Genomic DNA, 18,860 nt, shown 5'->3' with positions numbered 1-18,860 from the left:
TCTTTTTTAATTCACCGATTATTAAACACTTCTACCTGTATTGATCACATTGACTCCGTCAAATCTGGAAGTAGAACTTCCATGAGAAACAGCACTTACTTGGGAAGGCTGACCTTTTCCATCGAAGAAAGAACCAAACATACGGTAGTCGTTTTCATCACAAATTTTAGTACAAGAATTCCAGAATTCCTGTGTGTTGGACTGGTAAGCAACATCGTCTAGCATGCCAACGATTTCTCCGTTTTTGATTTCGTAAAATACAGTACCTCCAAACTGAAAGTTGTATCGCTGCTGATCTATAGAATAGGATCCACGACCTGCGATGTAAATTCCTTTTTCTACATTCTTAATCATGTCATTGATTGAATATTTTTCTTTACCTGCTTCTAAGGAAACATTTGGCATGCGCTGAAACTGGACATCATTCCAGCTTTGAGCATAGCAACAACCATGAGATTCTTTTTGATCAATCATATGAACCTGATCCCGGATAGCCTGATAGTTGGTCAACACACCATTTCTTACCAAATCCCATTTCTTGGTTTTCACCCCTTCATCATCATAACCGACAGCTCCAAGTGAATGTTTCTGTGTTTTATCTGCAACAAGGTTAACAATATCACTTCCATATTTGAAATCACCAGATTTCCACTTATCTAATGTGGCAAAACTCGTTCCGGCATAATTGGCTTCGTAACCAAGTACCCGGTCAAGCTCGAGTGGATGCCCCACAGACTCATGGATGGTGAGGCCTAAATGATTAGGTTCTAAAACTAAATCATATTTTCCAGGCTGCACAGATTTTGCTGTAAGCATTTCCTTAGCCTGCTTGGCTGCCAAAGTCGCATCTTCTACGATGTCATAACTATTACGGTAAAGTCTTAGTCCTGAAGGACCTTCGAGTTTTTCAGATTCCAAACCATCCATATATTCGTACCCCATTCCCATTGGCGCACTCATAGCCTGACGGGATTTAAATTTTCCTGCCCCGCGATCGATGGCCGTCACGCCAAAAGTTGGCCAAATCCTATGAATGTCCTGATCTATATAAGAGCCTTCCGTAGAAGCAAAATACTTTTGTTCATTGACCATAAACAAGGCAGAATTCACAAAATTAGCTCCGTTTTCCATCGCAGCTGCATTTGCACTGAGTAGTAAATCTACTTTTTCCGAAACCGGCACGCTCTTAAAGTCTTTTTTAATTGGAGTTTTCCAAGACACTTCACCATGAGATTCGACTGGTGCCAGTTGAACGGGATCTTTTTGAATTTTAGAATTCGCTTTCGCTATGGCTACAGCCTGTTGCGTAGCTTTCATGATTCCGTCTTCAGTGACACTATTGGTGGAAGCAAACCCCCAGGTACCGTTAGCAATGACACGAATCCCAATCCCAAAAGACTCGGTATTGACCACGTTTTGAACTTTATCTTCTCTCGTAAACACGTACTGGTTAAGATATCGACCTATCCTTGCATCAGCATAGGTAGAACCAAGAGATCTAGCAGTGTTCAAGGCTACATCTGCAAGTTTCCTTTTGGTTAGGATATCCATGCCAGGCATCAAAAGTGCATCGGCTGTGATGCTGCTCCCCATCATCATAGAAGGGACCAGCATGGCTGCGCCTGCACCCATTCCGCTTAATTGAACAAACTTTCTTCTTTTCATAAAAATCTTCTGTTTTTTGATTGAATGAATTGTTTAACAATTAAGAAAGCAACAAAGTTCAAATTGCGTCATATCTTGCAAAGAGTTGATTCTATTGCTATTATTCTTAATTAAAGCCTAAAATAATATTTTTTTCTAAACTTTACAGTTTAATTGTGAATAGAATCTGAATGTTAACAAAATAACAATTTGGAAGTCCATCCTTATTTTATTTTAGAAGATTTTGCGCATCGTAAATTTATGCTCTACAATACATTGCTTTATATTTTTCGTGGACCTAAATATCCAGCTTGGCAAGATGACTTCTGAAGATTTTCGGAAAATTTAAAATTTGATAAGAATTATGTTTGTGAAACCCTCTGAATGAAATTATAGGGCTTGATTAACATGATATTGGATTAATTTTGTAAAGTTATAGTCTGATAAGTATTAGAATTAATAAGAAACTCGAGGAAATAATTTTTTAAATCGACTCTAAGAAATAGAATGAAAATACCACAAAGCTTTTTTGCTTAGTTATAAACCTATACTCACCCGGATCCTGTTGATGAATCCGGGCGATCTCAAAAACTTGTCACGAGAATAATATCTCGATAATTAGGTGACATCTAAAACACCAAACCAACGTATCACTTTCAGTTGAACCTCCTAACAAAACTGAAATCATTAAGCTAACTTATAGAAACGAAGCAATGTATTGTAGAACTCCTAATGTATTGGAATCAAAATCAAACTAGACAGCAAAAGGATTTATTGAAAAATAAAAATTGCAATTTCTTATTCTTTATCTATTAAGTCTTTCAAAACACTCCATACATTTTCCCTAACAATCTTGTAGCCTTCGGCGGTGGGGTGAATTCCGTCTTGTTGGTTGAGGTTTGGATCACCCGCCACGCCTTCTAAAAGAAAAGGAACAAGGCCAACATCGTATTTATCGGCCAGTTCAGGGAAAATATTCTTAAATTCTGAAGTGTAGTCCTGTCCCATATTAGGCGGAATCTGCATGCCTGCAAGAACAATTTGAGTGTCTGGATTTTTAGTTTTTACTATAGTGATGATATCCTGAAGGTTTTGGCGAGTTTCCTTTAGTGGTATTCCTCGCAGGCCATCGTTAGCACCCAGTTCTAAAACAAAAATATCTACATTTTGTTTCAGCACCCAGTCAATCCGATTTTTTCCACTAGCTGTGGTTTCACCGCTCAATCCGGCATTGACGACTTCATAATCATAACCGAGGGAATCCAGTCTGTTTTGAATTAATGCAGGAAAAGCTTCAGAAGGTTCTAGTCCCATTCCCGCAGTGAGGCTGTTCCCAAAGAAAAGAATAACATCTTTCTCGCTTTCTTTAGATTCTGTTTCAGTTTTTGCTTCTTTAGAAGGCGTGTTTTCGGGTTGCTTTTCAGTTTTTTCTCCACAGGAAAATAGCATTACTACCATAATAATTGCGCCGAAGCGCCTTAAGTTTCTCATAACAAAGGGGTTTATAACCAAACTGTTTCTTTATTTTGTTTTCTTTTTTAAGAAAGTCAATAATTTCAATTTCACATGGCAAAGATATTAAACGTTTACCATCTTGAGAAAAGCTATTCTAGCGGTTCCAAGAATCTAAAAGTACTTCAGGACATCAACTTCGAAGTAGAAGAACAGAAAACTTTTGCTATCGTTGGTCCATCGGGAAGTGGAAAGACAACTTTGCTTGGGCTTTGCGCGGGACTTGATAGCCCGGACTCTGGTTCTATAACCTTATGTGGAAGTGAATTGAGCAATCTAGATGAAGATGAACGTGCGCTGCTTAGAAATAAACACATTGGATTTGTGTTTCAGGATTTTCAACTATTGTCAACCTTAACGGCTTTGGAAAATGTAGCTGTTCCCTTGGAACTTCAAGGTGACAAAAAAGCTTTAAAAATAGGTAAAGAACTACTGGAGAAAGTAGGTTTAGGAGATCGTATTCACCATTATCCTTCTCAGCTTTCTGGAGGCGAACAACAACGTGTGGCTTTGGCACGTGCTTTTTCCACTAAACCCTCTATTCTGTTTGCAGATGAACCTACTGGAAATCTAGATGCTGAAACTGGAGAAAAAGTGGAAGAGCTGCTTTTTGATCTCAACAGAGAATCTGGGACTACTCTTATCATTGTTACCCACGATATAGAATTGGCCAATAAAACGCAGCATATATTGAGACTGAAAGGAGGGAAAATTGTCGAAAATAGAGAAAAGCAAGTGCAATGAGTAAAACAAAAAACTCAAAACCAGGTTTGAAATGGCTTTTCAAAATGGCCTGGCGAGATGGCAAGTCCAGCGGGAACAAGTTGATCCTTTTTATAGCATCCATCGTGCTTGGTATATCTGCAGTGGTGTCTATACAATCCTTTGGCGTGACGCTAAAAGACAATATTTCATCAGAATCTAAAGCCTTGATGGGTGCAGATTTTAAAATTGATAGCGATGATCCTCCCAATGAGCGGGTTTTGCAAATTATGGATTCACTGGGTGGCCCTAAAGCCAGTGAAATTAAGTTTGCATCGATGGCTGCATTTCCACAGAATAAGGCGACTAAATTGATGCAGGTAAGAGGAATCAAAGGCGGGTTCCCATTTTACGGGGAACTGGAAACAGAGCCGAAAAATGCTGCAACATCTTACCAGAATCAGGGTTCTGCATTAGTGGATGCTACCGTTATGCTTCAACTAGGAATCCAAACTGGAGACAGTATCAAAATTGGTAAAGTGACTTTACCAATTGCTGGTGCACTCAAATCTGTTCCAGGGAGCACGGCTATTTTCAGTTCTGTAGCGCCACCCGTGCTTATTCCATATCGTTTCATTGAAGAATCAGGCTTGGTACAGACAGGAAGTAGAATAGATTATGAATTTTACTTTACTGCTGATGCAAATACAGATTTAGAAAAGCTTGATGAAAACTTAGACCCGATTCTCGATTCAGAAGAGGCTGATCTTGATACCCATACCTCAACCAGCGAAAGACTAGGACGTCGCTACGAAAATTTTGGAAAATTCCTAAATCTAGTAGCGTTTATTGCTTTGCTTTTAGGCTGTGTTGGAATAGCCAGCGCTATTCATATTTACATAAAAGAAAAATTGCGAGCGGTCGCTGTTTTAAAATGCCTGGGAGCCAGCAAAAGACAAACTTTTTTGATTTACCTCATTCAAGTGGCTTTTATGGGATTCATTGGAGGTATTTTGGGAACAGCCCTTGGACTTCTGCTTCAGCAATTATTCCCCTATCTATTAGAAGGATTATTGCCTGTTGATGTTCAACTTACATTTTCGGTTCAAGTGATCGTCATGGGCATTCTACTTGGAATTCTTATGTCAGTCTTATTTGCTCTATATCCTTTAATTGGAACTCTATACGTTTCACCATTGCAAGCCTTACGCGTCATAAAGGAAAATTCTACTAAATCCAGAAAGGCTGTTATTTTTGTTTCAATAGCCATCTTTCTGTTCATATTTTTGTTTTCGCTCTGGTTACTAGAAGACTGGAAGTATTCACTTGCTTTTGTGGGTGGGATTTTAGCTACATTTTCAATTTTGGCAGGCATAGCTTATCTGTTTATGCGAACTATAAGGAAATATTTTCCGCATAACTGGGGATTTGTAGCCAGACAGAGTTTACAGAACCTCTTCAGACCTCAAAACCAAACCTTAACACTTGTCCTCGCCATCGGCGTTGGAACTTTTTTAATCAGTACACTTTATTTCAGCAAAGATTTATTGTTGGCACAGGCTTCTTTAGAATCTGAGACGGATAGTCCAAATATTATTTTGCTGGACGTGCAAAGTAATCAACGAGAGGACTTAGCTAAAACTATAAACACATACGATTTACCAGTTTTGAGTGATATTCCTATAGTGACTATGCGTGTGCAAAGCATTGCTGGAAAATCAGTAGCTGAAATCAGAAAAGATTCCACATCTCAGGTAAACGGATGGGTCTTAAATCATGAATTCCGCACGACCTATCGCGATTCACTTATTGCCTCAGAAACCCTCGAAAGTGGAACCTGGACATCACAGGCAAAAGACTTAAACCCAGTTCCCGTATCCATAAGTGAAAATTTTGCTGAAGATGCAAAAGTTAAAGTTGGTGATCAGCTGGTCTTCAATATTCAAGGCGTTTTACAGGATGCTGTTGTGGGAAGTATTAGAAAGGTAGATTGGTCTAGAATGCAGCTCAATTTCTCGCTTGTCTTCCCAAAAGGCCTTTTAGAAAAAGCTCCTCAATTTCATGTCTTAACCACCAAAGTACCTGGCGATGAAAAATCTGCTGTTTTACAACAAGAATTGGTAGAAAAATACCCCAATGTATCTATTATTGATTTAAGGCAGATTCTCAACGTCATAGAAACGCTGTTAGGTAAAATTTCCTGGATTATCAATTTCATGGCTTTCTTCAGTATTATGATTGGCATTATTGTGCTTCTAGGTGCCATACGAACCAGCAAATATCAACGTATTAAAGAAAGTGTATTACTAAGAACACTCGGAGCCAAAGGCCGTCAAATCATAAACATTAATGCTTTAGAATACTTGTATCTAGGCGTCCTTGGAGGCTTATCTGGTGTTGCCTTATCTTTCATCAGCAGTCAATTATTGGCCTGGCTGGTATTTGAATCTCCTTTTGTTCCGTCACTCATCCCAATTTTTATTATTTTTCCTGGTATTGTTTTACTTGTACTCGTCATAGGACTTAGCAACAGCCTGAGCGTCATCAATAAACCTCCATTGGAAGTTTTAAGGAAGGAAGTTACATAAACACGTTTATTTCATATCAAATTGAGACTTTCAAATAAAGTAACTTTTCAGAAGAATATAGTGAAAGTTAATCTGAAACTTCAAGATGTGATTGCAGGCATAATAAAGGGACTGATTTATTGAATAAAATAAAATTTCACAATTGGATTAATGAAATAATTTAAAGTTTCATTTTTTCTGCAATTCTGTTTTATTTACAAAAAAATTCTCCTTGTGAATGTTTTGCTTGAAGAATTCAAAAAGTTCAGCTTTTCGACTTGAATTCTTCATTTCTTAAAGCGTCATCAACTTCGTGAAAAGCAAAGGTTTTCTCATTAATTTCAAAACCATAAAAAACATTTATAATATCAGCCTCAAATTCAGTTTGCAAATTCATCACCTGATATCCTTCAATCGTTTTTGAATAAGAAATCAACTCATCTGTTTTATCTGAAACTTTCAAAATTAGCTTATAGGTTTTTGCTCCGTGTTTCTCGACAATAAGTTTCTCTTCATTATTTCCCTCAACAAACCATTCTCCAAGGAGTTCAGTATTTATCTTTTCATCATTCGATAAACTGTATCTTGATTCCAGAGCACAATTTACTAGCGATAAAAGCATCAATGTAATTATGAATTTCCTTTTCGTATAGACTGTTTTTGAAGTCTATATTGATCGACAACATGAATTTTGACTGCTCTATTGTCTGGTGCTGAATTTATTTTTTCTGCCATTCTGGAGAAAAATAAGTAGTTCTTCCTCCAACTTTTATTTTTTCAATTTCGGCACCGGTATGGAAACAAGTCTCTCCTTCTTTTCTGAAATGCATCAGGAAATCTTCTGGAAAATCTCGATAATGCGCATCATTTTCAATAGCCACTTCAATTACTTTTTTCATAGCATCAAATACCGATTCAATTTCTTCAGATGTCATTTGATCTACTCTTCTAGTGGGATGAATTCTGGATTGGTAAAGAATCTCATCTGCCATCCAATTACCAACTCCTGCAGCAACGCTTTGATCCATGATGATTTTCTTAATATCCGTTTTGCGAGCACTTACAGAGACTTTAAAATTTTCCAAAGACAAATCTCTGGCATCATCACTCAGCTTATGATCTGCTTTAAAATTAGAGATAGAATCCGTCAGATCCCACCAGCCAAATTTTCGTTTGTTTTCGAAAGCAAAATGATATCCATTTTCAAAAGATAACTGAATATGACCAAATTTTGGCCGGTCACTTTCGCTTTTGTAATAATTAGGCCGACCGGTCATTCCAAAATGAATAACCAAGACTTTCTCGCTAGTAGTTTCAACGAATAAATATTTACCAATGCGGTGAGTTGATTTGAACTCATGATTGATTAATTGAGTTTCAAAATAGGATTTGGACTGCTTTAGTAACCTTGAATCCCTGCAATCTAAAGCAATAATACGTTGGTGCAGTGAGGTACTATCAATATAAGTCTTGTAACCATGTACTTCTGGTAATTCAGGCATATTTTTTATTTAAAGTTAAGAAAATAGTATTTCAATTGTGCTGGAATTAATCAAGGAAAATAATTTTTAAGCTTAATATAAATCAATACAAATAAAAAAAATCTTACGATGGATGTTATTTACAGAATTGAAAGCTTTAAATCTGAAAGTGAACTTTAGAAACAGTCTTGAGAGTTTAAAATATTGTTCAGGTTAACCTAGATCGTTTTAATTTTTCAATTTAATTTTAAACTGAAAACAGATCAAAACCTAAGTAAATCATTGTTCCTAGCATTGCTGTAATCAACAGGTAATATATAAAGGCCGAAATGGCGTTGGTTCGTATCATTTTACCTTCATCGCCCAAACAACCAACTGTTGCAGCCACTGCTACTATATTATTAACACTAATCATGTTGACTATTCCAGAACCGATACCTTGCATAGATAATATTAATAGTTCAGGAAAGCCCAAAATAGAAGCAGTTTCATATTGAAAAGACATAAATAACATATTGGAAACCGTCGCAGAACCGGACATAAATGAACCTAACATACCGATAAGAATTGAAAAAAACGGATAGGAATTACCTGAAAAATTTGCTGTGGCCAATGCCATTTCTGTGAGCATGCTATCCATACCACTAGTATTATTTCTAGAGTTGAGCATCAGCTGTACCAAACCCACGCCAGCGAATAAAGCGATAGCTGCTCCACTTACTTGTTTAAACGTAAGTATTCAGGATTTTTTTATTTCTTTCAAAGGCATTTTATGATGCCACTGCGTAAATAGAGCTACTAAAATAAAAGGAATAGTTCCTGGCAAATACGCCCATTTCAATATGTAATCCAAACCATCGATGCCTGCGACATTGTTTAATGTTAATTGCTGATCGGCCAAAAAATCTTTGAGACCAAAAGGAGGTATTCTAGTGACGACATGTATAATAGCTATAAGCAAGTAGGGATACCACGCTTTTAAAAAAGACATTTTAGCCTGATCGGTATCTCCTGTATCACTATTGGATTTCCAAATTTTCGGCCATTTCCTTTCTACAGGAAAATCCCAAGGTTGTTTTGGAACTAAAAAGCCTTTTTTAGCAGCGACAACCACAATGATCATCCCAATAAAAGCTCCTACTGAGGAAGGTGATTCAGGTCCGAAAAAAAGCCTATTACGGCATAAGATATCATAAAAGCAAAACCGGCAAATAATGCAAAAGGTAGAGCCTGTAGTGCAGGCTTAAACGATTTTTATTTCCCGAAAAATTTAGTCAAAATAGTAATGCCTAGTATAGGAATAAAAAGTCCTGCCAAAGCGTTGGGCTATGCAATCGATTTTGTGAGGGCCATCATAAAAGTTTCTGGGTCAACACCAGGAGCCTCTGTATTTGCTTCTAATGTGCTCATCCCCCCAAAAAATGGCGTACCAACCGCCCCAAAAGGAACAGGAACAGTATTGAAAATAAGAACTACCAAAGCTGCTGCTAAGGGCGGAAATCCTAATCCCACCAATAATGGTCCTGCCAAAGCTGCTGGAGTAACAAAGCCAGCAGCACCCTCTATAAAACCGCCAAACATAGAACAAATAATAATGGCTTGTACACGTCTGTCGGTGGTAATTCCTTTAAATCCATTATTAATAGTCGCCATGACACCAGAAAGCTTAATGGTATTTAAAATTAAAATAGCGCCAAAGATGATTACCTAAATATCAAAGGCCTTAAAAAAGCCAAAAAGTGTATAACCAAAGACATTTTGTACATCCATTTCCCATTAAAAAAACGCGATCAATGTGACAGACAGTAAAGCTAATGGAAGGGCTTTTTTGGCACCCCAATTTAAACCTACCATCAGAACTATAGTCAATAAAATAAGGAAAATAGCAAGAAATGCGTTCATTGATAAAAATTATTATTGAATAGGATATAGGTATGACATCCTAAAATTATCAATAATTTTTATTTTCAGTTACCTAAATAAGTATTTAAACGATTCAAATGAACGACTTCTTAAACTACATTGATTAAAGTGTCCCCCTGTGCTTTCATTTCACCTATCGAAACAGCTTGAAGTCCATTTTCATTGAGCAGCTGTTCCACTTTAAGATGCTCTCCATCTTCAACAGCAATAAGCAGACCTCCACTGGTCTGTGGATCGCAAAGAATTTCTTTGTAACGCTCATCTTTTAAACTGGTATGATGGCCGTAACTTTTCCAATTTCTATAAGTTCCGCCTGGAATGCATCCTTGCTCAATATATTTATGCACTTCATCAAATACAGGAACTTTATCAAATTTCACTTCTGCAGATAATCGACTACCCTCACACATTTCAACCAGGTGTCCCAAAAGTCCAAAGCCAGTAACATCGGTCATTGCTTTTACACCCTCAATTTTCCCAAGTTCAAAACCTATAGAATTCAGAGTGGTCATGGATTTCGCTGCAATATCTTTATCCTTTTCATCAATTTTTCCTTGTTTTCCAGCTGTAGATAATATTCCAACGCCCAAAGGTTTGGTTAGATAAAGTTTACAGCCTTGAGTGGCAGAATCATTTCTTTTAAGGTGTTTTAAATCTATTTTTCCTGTAACCGCCAATCCAAATATCGGTTCGGGGCTGTCAATACTATGTCCGCCTACCAGTGGACTTCCAACTCTTGAACATACTTCACGTCCGCCAGCTAATACTTCTCTGGCAACTTCCGCAGAAAGTTTATCGATGGGCCAGCCAAAAATTGCAATTGACATAATAGGCTGTCCACCCATAGCAAAAATATCGCTTATGGCATTGGTTGCTGCAATTTGTCCAAAGGTGAAAGGATCATCTACTATTGGCATGAAAAAATCTGTAGTGGTAATAATACCATTACCATCTCCCAAATCGTAAACGGCAGCATCATCACGGGTGCTGTTTCCTACAATTATATTTTTATCCAATACTTGTGGCTGATTTGTTTGCAACATCTCTGACAACAATGCAGGTGATATTTTGCAGCCGCACCCTGCTCCGTGACTATATGAAGTGAGTTTGATATTTTCCATTTCTTTTATGTTTTTTAAAATCTGTAGTGCATTCTTATGATGGTTTGTTGAAGACAGTTTAAGTGTTTTTATCTTTGAAGCAGTTTTTTTCTGAATTCCTAATAAATAGTATTTGTCATAATAATTAAGCGTCATCAAAGCAACATTATGATAATCTTTATCTTTTAGATACTCTATAGCTTGCTGAGTTCGAAGCCCTCCAAGACGTTTTTCAATTCTATGAATACCATCCTTTAAAAACTCATCCCCACAATCTGCGTAACCAGCTACCAAATGTTTTGCACGCTCTTCTTTAGGTATTTCTAAAAATAACACCTCAGCATTTTGCATTTGGTGAAATAATGAGTTGGGCAATATTACCTTTCCTATATTATGGCTTTCATCCTCCAGCCAAATGGTTCTGTTTAAATCTAACTGAGAAAGCTGGACATATAAATTATTTTCAAATTGCTCCACACTGGGCTGTTCGCCTTGGCCAATGCCACCAAAAGCAGAACCTTTGTGATTGGCAAGGGCTTCAAGATCTATGACCTGTTCGCCTTGTTTTTGCAAATCGTGAAGAATTTCTGTTTTTCCACTTCCGGTATAGCCACCAATAATCTTAAGTGGAAAGGATATTTTGAAATAATTCAACACAAAATTTCTAAAAGCTTTGTAACCGCCTTCAATCACTTTTACATCATCAAACCCATTGACCATTAAATGTTCTGCAAAAGACTGACTGCGCATCCCTCCTCTCCAGCAATGAACAATCACAGAACCCTTAGGAGCTACTTTTTTAGCTTCTTGGATATACAAGTCAAGTTTGGGGTTAACGTAGATATAGCCTAACTCAATAGCTGCCTCTTTGGATTGTTGCTTGTAGACAGTTCCTACATGTGCCCGCTCTTCATTGCTGAATAAAGAAATGTTATGTGAATTTGGAATATGACCCTTTTCATGTTCTGAAGGGGAACGTACGTCGATAATTGGTAATTGAAGCTCTAAAGCTTCTTGTATGTTTATGAAATTAACCATACACAAACATAGAGTTTATTAATAGTCCTTTAAATTATGAATGAAAGTTTTCACTTTAGTTTATTATTTGAATGCCAACTAACTACTGAATAAAGGTTTGTTAAAAATCAGTTATCTAAAATCCATTCAATAAAAGGTATGTTGAAATTTTGAACTTTGAAGATATACATATAAGCCCTAAATGAGGAATTAAAAATATTTTCATAAAATGTAATTAATGGTTTGCTAGACCACGCAGTCCATTCTATATTGAAAATATCTTAATCTATTTCTCTTTAAAATATTTCATAATGAATTGGACTCATTATGGATAGCTAAGTAATTGAATAATGGTGATAGCAAATTTTTAATAAATGAATAAAGTAAATTTACCGTCTAACCAGGTTGAAAATTTTATCTACTGCCTGGAAGCCGTTCACAATGCAGACACCATTCAATCTACTGAGGTGGTAAAAATCCTGGAAGATATGGCGTTAAAACAAGATATAAGTAGTATTTACAAAGCTTGTGATACAATGGAAGGACTCGAAGAAAGCTTGAGTTATTTGTTATATGATGACCATAACTTCAAAGATTATGAAATTATCTACCTGGTCCTACCGGGTGATTCTAATACTATTTTGATTAATGATTACCACTATAGCATTGAAGAGATAGCTGAGCTTTTTGAAGGTAAAATGAAAGGGAAAGTCATACATTTTTCCAACAAAAAAGTTTTAGATCTTACAGATGAAGAGTCTCAGTATTTTCTTGATGTGACTGGCGCAAGAGCCATATCGGGATATGGTTTTCAATCTCAAAGCATGTCGAGTGCATTTACAATTGATAGAGCCTTTTTCAGCCTGTTTTATGAAAATGACGATCTCAGAGACGTCGTAGAAACCATGTTCCAAAAACATTATAAACTCTGCAAGCTGCTCGATTTTAGATTGTATTATTGATAAACACTTAGTGTCAATTAAGTTTTTTATTCATTCGGTGAAAAAAATAAACTTCACACTATTTTTAAAATTCATAAAGAGATTGAATAATCAGTTAAATCCATTGACTTCAAATCTTTACTGGTATTATCAACTTATTTTTCAATATACAAGCTGGTTGAGACTAAATTATTTTGTGTTCAGAATCACAGATAAAAAAGAAGGCTGCTCTAGAGAGCAGCCTTTGTTATTACTTAGCAGAGATTTTACTAAAATCTATGCTAAAGTTTGAATTTAAATATTGCAGTTCAGTTTACAGACCACAACTTTCATACAAACTTCCCAAATTGCTTACAGGAACAAAATTAGTATCAAAGCTAGGTCCATAAACGGTCCTAATATCAACACGATCTACAACCCATTTCCAATCCTTGGGAGTAATTAAACCATTTTTCATTTCTTGTCCATCTTTTGTGAAAGTTGAAGGTGTGAACATGTTACCCATGGTAAGATCAAATATACCGTCATTACCATCTACACCTAGATTTGCATCATAAGGATTTAGGAGAAAATATGTAAAGTCTGGAGCATTTGTAATATCAACCTTTACAGTTTTCACAATACCATTTCCCGTTACATCGTTACATCTAGCATTTACAAAACCACTATTGGAACCAAATGCTGCCTGTCTTGTGTTTGGATAGACCTCTATCTCTGTATCACCAGATGAAGTATCAACGCTGGTGGCATCTCCTGAAATTACATAACCAGTTCCAGGCAACCAAAATTTGAACCCAAGTTCCGATCCTGCACTACGCGCTAACGGCTCAAAGACGAAGTTTAATTCTCCTGTATTAATATCTGTAAATGATTTAGTTTGTACAATTAAATCATTGTAGTCAGCGTCATTTTGGTTATCATCACCTCTTAGAGCTTCCCATGCTACATTGTAAGTATTGCTAAAAATATTGAAATCTCCATCACAGTTTTCGTTTAAGTGTAGATATCCATCTTCTGCATTGATCATGTCAACTCTGTCTAGTGGCATAGTACCTTCGAATAATATACCATTTACAAACAACTCAATGTAATAAGACTGATCTTCTGTAGGAATACTTGGATCGTAAGGGAGTTTTAAGCAAAGTAGTTCATTATCTGGATTATCACTATCATAATCACCGTCAGCAGAACCGCTCCAGATTAGATCTTCTTCGGAAGTTGACTCTTCATTAGGATAGATAAATGCTTCTAATGTAGCGACCTCATGTCCAGCGTCTGGCTCACAGAAGTTTGCAAATACACATAGATTTTTGACTTCTTTGATTGTAACATCCCAGAAAACAAATCCAAATTGTGGTGGGGTAAATTCTTCGACACAAAGTACTTCGATATCGTATTCGATTTTTCTATAGTTTTCAACTACAACATCAAATGGTAAGGACTGACTTACAAAAGGACCAAACTCACTACCTGTTTTAGGCGTAGCAAATAATTCGTCATCGTTGCCATTGAAAAGAACAAAACTAGTCACTTGATAAGTTCCGGGATCTAGTTCTATAAGATCTGTTTTATAGCTATTTCCCCAAGTTTTCATGTCTATAGTATAATCTATTCCTCCCATAGTCAACACAGCGTAGGAAGCTAATGCCATGTCGCAAGCCTCTTCATCTTTAGCTAAATCACTAGATTTAGCATCAGACTTAGCGTCAGCAACCCTATGACCAGATAATACAAATTCAACACCACTAGCTTCTTCTGAAACGCTATCCCCTTCTTCATTTTGACAAGAATATAAGAATACCAATGCAAAGCAAGCAATAAGTAAATTAAATTTTTTTGATAAATTATTCATGATTTTATTAAATTTTGAGTTTTAAATTTTTCTGTTTTGAAATGTTTGATTGAATAATTTCTAACTGGTGACCTTATTTGTAAATTCATAACAATTGATTTTTTATTTATGATAAACGTGAATACTTTGATTTAAAAAAAGGCTGCAAAAGCAGCCTTTAATATTACATAGCATTGGCTATTTTAGTAGCCTTTACTAAAGTTTTAAGCCATGTTGCTACTAAGGACAATTCATCCACAAACTTCCAAGGTTACTGATTGGAGTGAAATTACTGTCAAAATTAGGCCCATACACAGTTCTTATGTCCACACCATCTACAACCCATTCCCAGTCTCCGGTGGTAATCAAACCATTTTTCATTTCCTGTCCATCTTTTATAAACGTAGATGAAGTGAAAAGGTTCCCTAGTGTTAGATCATAAGTACTTCCGCCACCAGTCACATTTAGATTTGCATCGAAAGGATTTAGTAAGTAGTATGTGAAATTTGATGGTGGGTTTTGAACAGTAACTGTTACTATATTACCAGTTCCTGTTGCACCATTACACTTGGTATTTACAAAATCATTAGTTGAGGAAAATGCTTGATGTGTATCTGGATAAACCTCAATCATTGTGTTGCCAGATGAATCATCTACTAAACTTGCACCAGTTACGCTGTATCCAGTACCTGGTAACCAAAATTTGAAAGCATGATCATAACCTCCACCTCTAGCTATTGGCTCAAATTCAAAGATTAAGTCACCTGTAGTTATATCTGTAGAAGTAGTTGTCTTTACAATAAAATCATTGTAATCACAATCATTAGTCCCTCCATCACCATTGAGGTCCTCCCATGCAATGTTGAAACTGTTGCTAAGGATGTCAAAATCTCCATCACAATTTTCATTTAAGTGAAGATATCCATCTTCTGCATTGATCATATCCACTCTGTCTAGCGGCATAGTTCCTTGGAATAATACACCATTTACAAATAGCTCGATGTAGAATGATTGATCTTCAGTAGGAATACTAGGATCATAAGGGAATTTCAAACAAAGTAGTTCATTATCTGGATTTTCACTATCATAATCACCATCTGCAGAACCAGTCCAGATCAAATCTTCATCTGATGTAGATTCTTCATTTGGATAGATAAACGCTTCTAGCGAGGCTACTGCATGTCCAGCATCTGGCTCACAGAAGTTAGCAAATACACATAGATTTTTGACTTCTTTGATTGTTACATCCCAGAAAACAAATCCAAATTGTGGTGGGGTAAATTCTTCGATACATAACACTTCCAGGTCATATTCAATTTTCCTGTAATTTTCAACAGTTACGTCGAAAGGTAGTGCCTGACTTACAAACGGACCAAATTCACTTTCTGCCATAGGAGTAGCGTAAAGTGGATGGTCATCGGCATCAAAAAGCTGCACATTAGTCACTTGATAAGTGCCAGGACCGAGCTCAATAAGATCTGTCTTATAGCTTTCGCCCCATGCCTTTAAATCGATCTCATAAGTTTCTCCGCTCATCTCAATAATAGCATAAGAAGCTAAAGCCATGTCACAGGATTCTGCATCGTTTTTAGCATTTGCAATTCCAGACTTAGCATTACTTACTCTGTCACCATCAAATAGGAATTCAACACCACCTTGTTCTTCTTGCGATGTGGATTCTTCATCTTGACAGGAATACATAAAAAGCATTGCAATGCAAGCAAAAAGTAAACTGAAAGGTTTTAATAAATTTTTCATGATTTTAATGTTTTTGATTTAAATTTTTAGATAAAATGCGTCTGTTCAAATAATAATCTCCAGGTGATCTAATGTGTGGCTCCATAACTTTATAGTATTTATTTTAAGATAAAATTAGGATTTAACTCTTATTTTTTATAGGTATTTAACAAAAAACAAGCTTTCAAAAAGTTATTAACAAATTGTTAATGTGCTGAAAGGTAGACTCTTATTGATTTTTATTAAAATTGAGCAGCATTAAAAATGAATAAATAGTTATAATTATTCCTAAATAAAACATAAATAAATTGCTTGCTTTTTTATAATAATGACATTAAAGGCTTTAGGATCAATATTTTAAATCGTTAATTAGGTAAATGTTAAGGAATTTATTTTTTTAATTGTATTCAATTAGGAAGTAGAGCTTTTATAATACTTCAAAAGATAATAGCTTTCAATATTGCTTATAAGCATAAATTGCAATTGAAAACGAATTTAAGTTTAGCCTTATTTAATATAGAAATGTGGAGAAAAAACCATCCTAAATAATTATGATCACTTACAAAACACTGAAGTTGAATTTGATATAAATTCTTTAAAGACTTTAGAATAATTTAAAATAGGAATTGAATTGTTTAAGCAAACAGTAGTTTAGAATCGTTTGAATACCTTAAGGTTAAAGGCGAAAATTTCTTTTAAGTTTGATTCAAACAAAAATTGAAAGCATGACATCTTTAAAATTATGTAAGAGTTCTGGATTCGGATTATTTTTTCTTTAACTGATCGTCTTGTTTAAGACTCTTAAGTAGAGATATACTTACAAAAATCAAAATAATAGCAAACGGAAAACCGGTTGAAATGGATGCAGATTGAAGTGCAGACAAACCACCACCAATCAGAAGAGCAATAGCAATAGAACCTTCCATAAATGCCCAAAACACCTTCTGACCTTTTGGAGCGTCTAGCTTCCCTCCGGAAGTCATAAAATCAACCACCAAAGAACCACTATCAGACGAAGTGATGAAAAAGGTTCCTACCAGAATGATGCTTAAAATTGCAGTAATTTTATAATACGGCAGATTTTCCAGCATTTTAAACAACCCCATAGAGCTGTCATCGGCCACAACCTGAGCTAAATCTATGACAGAATTTAGCTGCATATCCGATGCGGTTCCACCTAATACAGACATCCAAAGCATGGAAAATAAGGAAGGCACCAAAAGGCCATAAATAGCAATGTCTTGTAGTGTTCTTCCTTTGGAAATTCTAGCAATAAAAGTTCCTACAAATGGCGACCACGAGATCCACCATACCCAGTAAAACATCGACCAGGACTTAAACCATTTACCCTCTTCCCCATATTGATTTCTATAGGTACTCATTTCAAAAAAATCAGTAAGGTATAAACCTAAACTTTCAACAAATCCATCAAACAAGAGAACAGTAGAGCCTACAATTAAAACAAAAAGAAATACAATTCCAGCGATGATCATATTGAAATTGCTCAAATATTTTAGACCTTTATTTAGTCCTGAAAGTACCGACACGGTTGCTATTAATGTGATTCCAATAATAGATAGAATCTGAAGATTCACAGAATTTGATAATCCTGACAATTCAGAAATACCCGTTGTAAACTGAACTGCCCCAAAGCCAAGTGTGGTTGCCAGACCAAATAAAGTCGCTAAAACGGCAACAACGTCTATAGCGTGACCGACAAAAGAATTCATGTAGTTTCCAAAAAGTGGTTTCAAGGTTGATTTGATCGATAAAGGCGCTTTTTTGTTGAATGTGAAATAGGCTAAAGCAATGCCAAGCAATGTATATATTCCCCATACATGAAATCCATAATGGAAAAACGTATGCTTCATCGCTAATTTAGATTTTTCTACACCAGAAAGACCGGCTTCAATAGGATTGCTAAAATGCAACATGGGTTCTGCTACACTAAAATAAACCAGGCCGATACCCATTCCTGCAGAGAACAACATGGCAATCCATGAAAATTTGTTAAAATCAGGACGCGCCTTTTTCCCACCAATCCTTATTTTTCCAAATCGGCTGAAGGCTATAAAAATGACGAAAAACAAAAAATAATTGATAGCTATATTGATAAACCATCCAAAATTTTCAGACATATAAGACCTAAAGCTTGAAAATCCAGCTTCTGCCTGTTCGTTGAAGATTATAGTGAAGGTTACAAAAAAGACAGTTATAAGAGCGGAAGGAATAAAAACTGGTTTTGAAATGTCAAAGTATTTATTAGTGTAGTTCTTCATGTTGTATTGTTAGTATTAAAAGCATTGATCATTTTCAACACCTAAATATTCAACTGCATTAATGTCAGGTGCAAACTATTAAAAATAAAATAGACTAAGGTTTAAGTAATCTGATCTCAATTTTAT

At 35.9% G+C, this 18,860-nt stretch carries 14 protein-coding genes and 1 pseudogene; 3 read left to right on the top strand and 12 right to left on the bottom strand.

From position 1 onward, the window contains the following. Positions 1-21: 21 nt before the first annotated feature. Together LB449_RS02755 and LB449_RS02750 are read right to left on the bottom strand one after the other, a co-directional pair. Complete coding sequence (locus tag LB449_RS02755; RefSeq protein ID WP_224453533.1) at positions 22-1,665, bottom strand: TldD/PmbA family protein; 1,644 nt, start codon at positions 1,663-1,665, stop codon at positions 22-24. Positions 1,666-2,442: 777 nt separating this feature from the next. Continuing rightward, positions 2,443-3,135 carry an arylesterase gene (locus LB449_RS02750; protein WP_224453532.1) on the bottom strand — a complete coding sequence of 231 codons (693 nt, stop codon included), beginning with the start codon at positions 3,133-3,135 and terminating at the stop codon, positions 2,443-2,445. 75 nt (positions 3,136-3,210) lie between these two features. On the opposite strand from LB449_RS02750, the gene LB449_RS02745 reads away from it, so the two are divergent. Then, a complete protein-coding gene (locus LB449_RS02745) occupies positions 3,211-3,900 on the top strand; it encodes an ABC transporter ATP-binding protein (protein ID WP_224453531.1) in 690 nt (229 codons plus the stop codon). Continuing rightward, positions 3,897-6,446, top strand: a complete 2,550-nt coding sequence (locus tag LB449_RS02740) for an ABC transporter permease (RefSeq protein WP_224453530.1) — start codon at positions 3,897-3,899, stop codon at positions 6,444-6,446. Before LB449_RS02745 ends, LB449_RS02740 begins: the two co-directional genes overlap by 4 nt. A 244-nt stretch (positions 6,447-6,690) precedes the next feature. On the opposite strand, the gene LB449_RS02735 is transcribed toward LB449_RS02740, so the two are convergent. From LB449_RS02735 to mnmH, 7 genes and pseudogenes are all read right to left on the bottom strand, one after another. Then, a complete protein-coding gene (locus tag LB449_RS02735; protein ID WP_224453529.1) occupies positions 6,691-7,047 on the bottom strand; it encodes a hypothetical protein in 357 nt (118 codons plus the stop codon). Positions 7,048-7,144: 97 nt separating this feature from the next. Continuing rightward, a complete protein-coding gene (locus LB449_RS02730; RefSeq protein WP_224453528.1) occupies positions 7,145-7,927 on the bottom strand; it encodes an Fpg/Nei family DNA glycosylase in 783 nt (260 codons plus the stop codon). Between the two features lie 226 nt (positions 7,928-8,153). Continuing rightward, complete coding sequence (locus tag LB449_RS02725) at positions 8,154-8,645, bottom strand: L-lactate permease (RefSeq protein ID WP_224454424.1); 492 nt, start codon at positions 8,643-8,645, stop codon at positions 8,154-8,156. After that, a complete protein-coding gene (locus tag LB449_RS02720) occupies positions 8,646-9,095 on the bottom strand; it encodes an L-lactate permease (RefSeq protein WP_224454423.1) in 450 nt (149 codons plus the stop codon). Positions 9,096-9,232: 137 nt separating this feature from the next. Next, positions 9,233-9,607: an L-lactate permease gene (locus tag LB449_RS02715; RefSeq protein ID WP_317196204.1), complete on the bottom strand. Its 375-nt coding sequence runs from the start codon at positions 9,605-9,607 to the stop codon at positions 9,233-9,235. Positions 9,608-9,918: 311 nt separating this feature from the next. Further along, positions 9,919-10,950 carry a selenide, water dikinase SelD gene (gene selD / locus LB449_RS13955; protein WP_262901835.1) on the bottom strand — a complete coding sequence of 344 codons (1,032 nt, stop codon included), beginning with the start codon at positions 10,948-10,950 and terminating at the stop codon, positions 9,919-9,921. A gap of 21 nt (positions 10,951-10,971) precedes the next feature. Next, positions 10,972-11,967, bottom strand: a pseudogene (gene mnmH / locus LB449_RS13950) (tRNA 2-selenouridine(34) synthase MnmH); the annotation flags it as partial. A gap of 353 nt (positions 11,968-12,320) precedes the next feature. Between mnmH and LB449_RS02705 the strand changes: the two are divergent. Then, positions 12,321-12,908 (top strand): DUF6642 family protein, encoded by a 588-nt coding sequence (locus LB449_RS02705; protein ID WP_224453526.1) that lies wholly within the window; start codon positions 12,321-12,323, stop codon positions 12,906-12,908. A gap of 292 nt (positions 12,909-13,200) precedes the next feature. Here the strand turns inward: LB449_RS02705 and LB449_RS02700 are convergent, their stop codons facing one another. The 3 genes from LB449_RS02700 to LB449_RS02690 all read right to left on the bottom strand — a co-directional run bounded on the left by LB449_RS02700 (position 13,201) and on the right by LB449_RS02690 (position 18,734). Beyond that, positions 13,201-14,739 (bottom strand): DUF4842 domain-containing protein, encoded by a 1,539-nt coding sequence (locus tag LB449_RS02700; RefSeq protein ID WP_224453525.1) that lies wholly within the window; start codon positions 14,737-14,739, stop codon positions 13,201-13,203. 219 nt (positions 14,740-14,958) lie between these two features. Beyond that, positions 14,959-16,476, bottom strand: coding sequence for an LruC domain-containing protein (locus LB449_RS02695; RefSeq protein ID WP_224453524.1), 1,518 nt, complete (start codon positions 16,474-16,476; stop codon positions 14,959-14,961). Positions 16,477-17,219: 743 nt separating this feature from the next. Next, positions 17,220-18,734 (bottom strand): BCCT family transporter, encoded by a 1,515-nt coding sequence (locus LB449_RS02690; RefSeq protein WP_224453523.1) that lies wholly within the window; start codon positions 18,732-18,734, stop codon positions 17,220-17,222. Positions 18,735-18,860: the final 126 nt, after the last annotated feature.

Source organism: Psychroflexus lacisalsi (assembly GCF_020164495.1).
Taxonomy (GTDB): Bacteria; Bacteroidota; Bacteroidia; order Flavobacteriales; family Flavobacteriaceae; genus Psychroflexus; species Psychroflexus lacisalsi.
The sequence above is the reverse complement of the archived record's forward strand: the minus strand, read 5'-3'. Positions and strand labels throughout refer to the sequence as shown.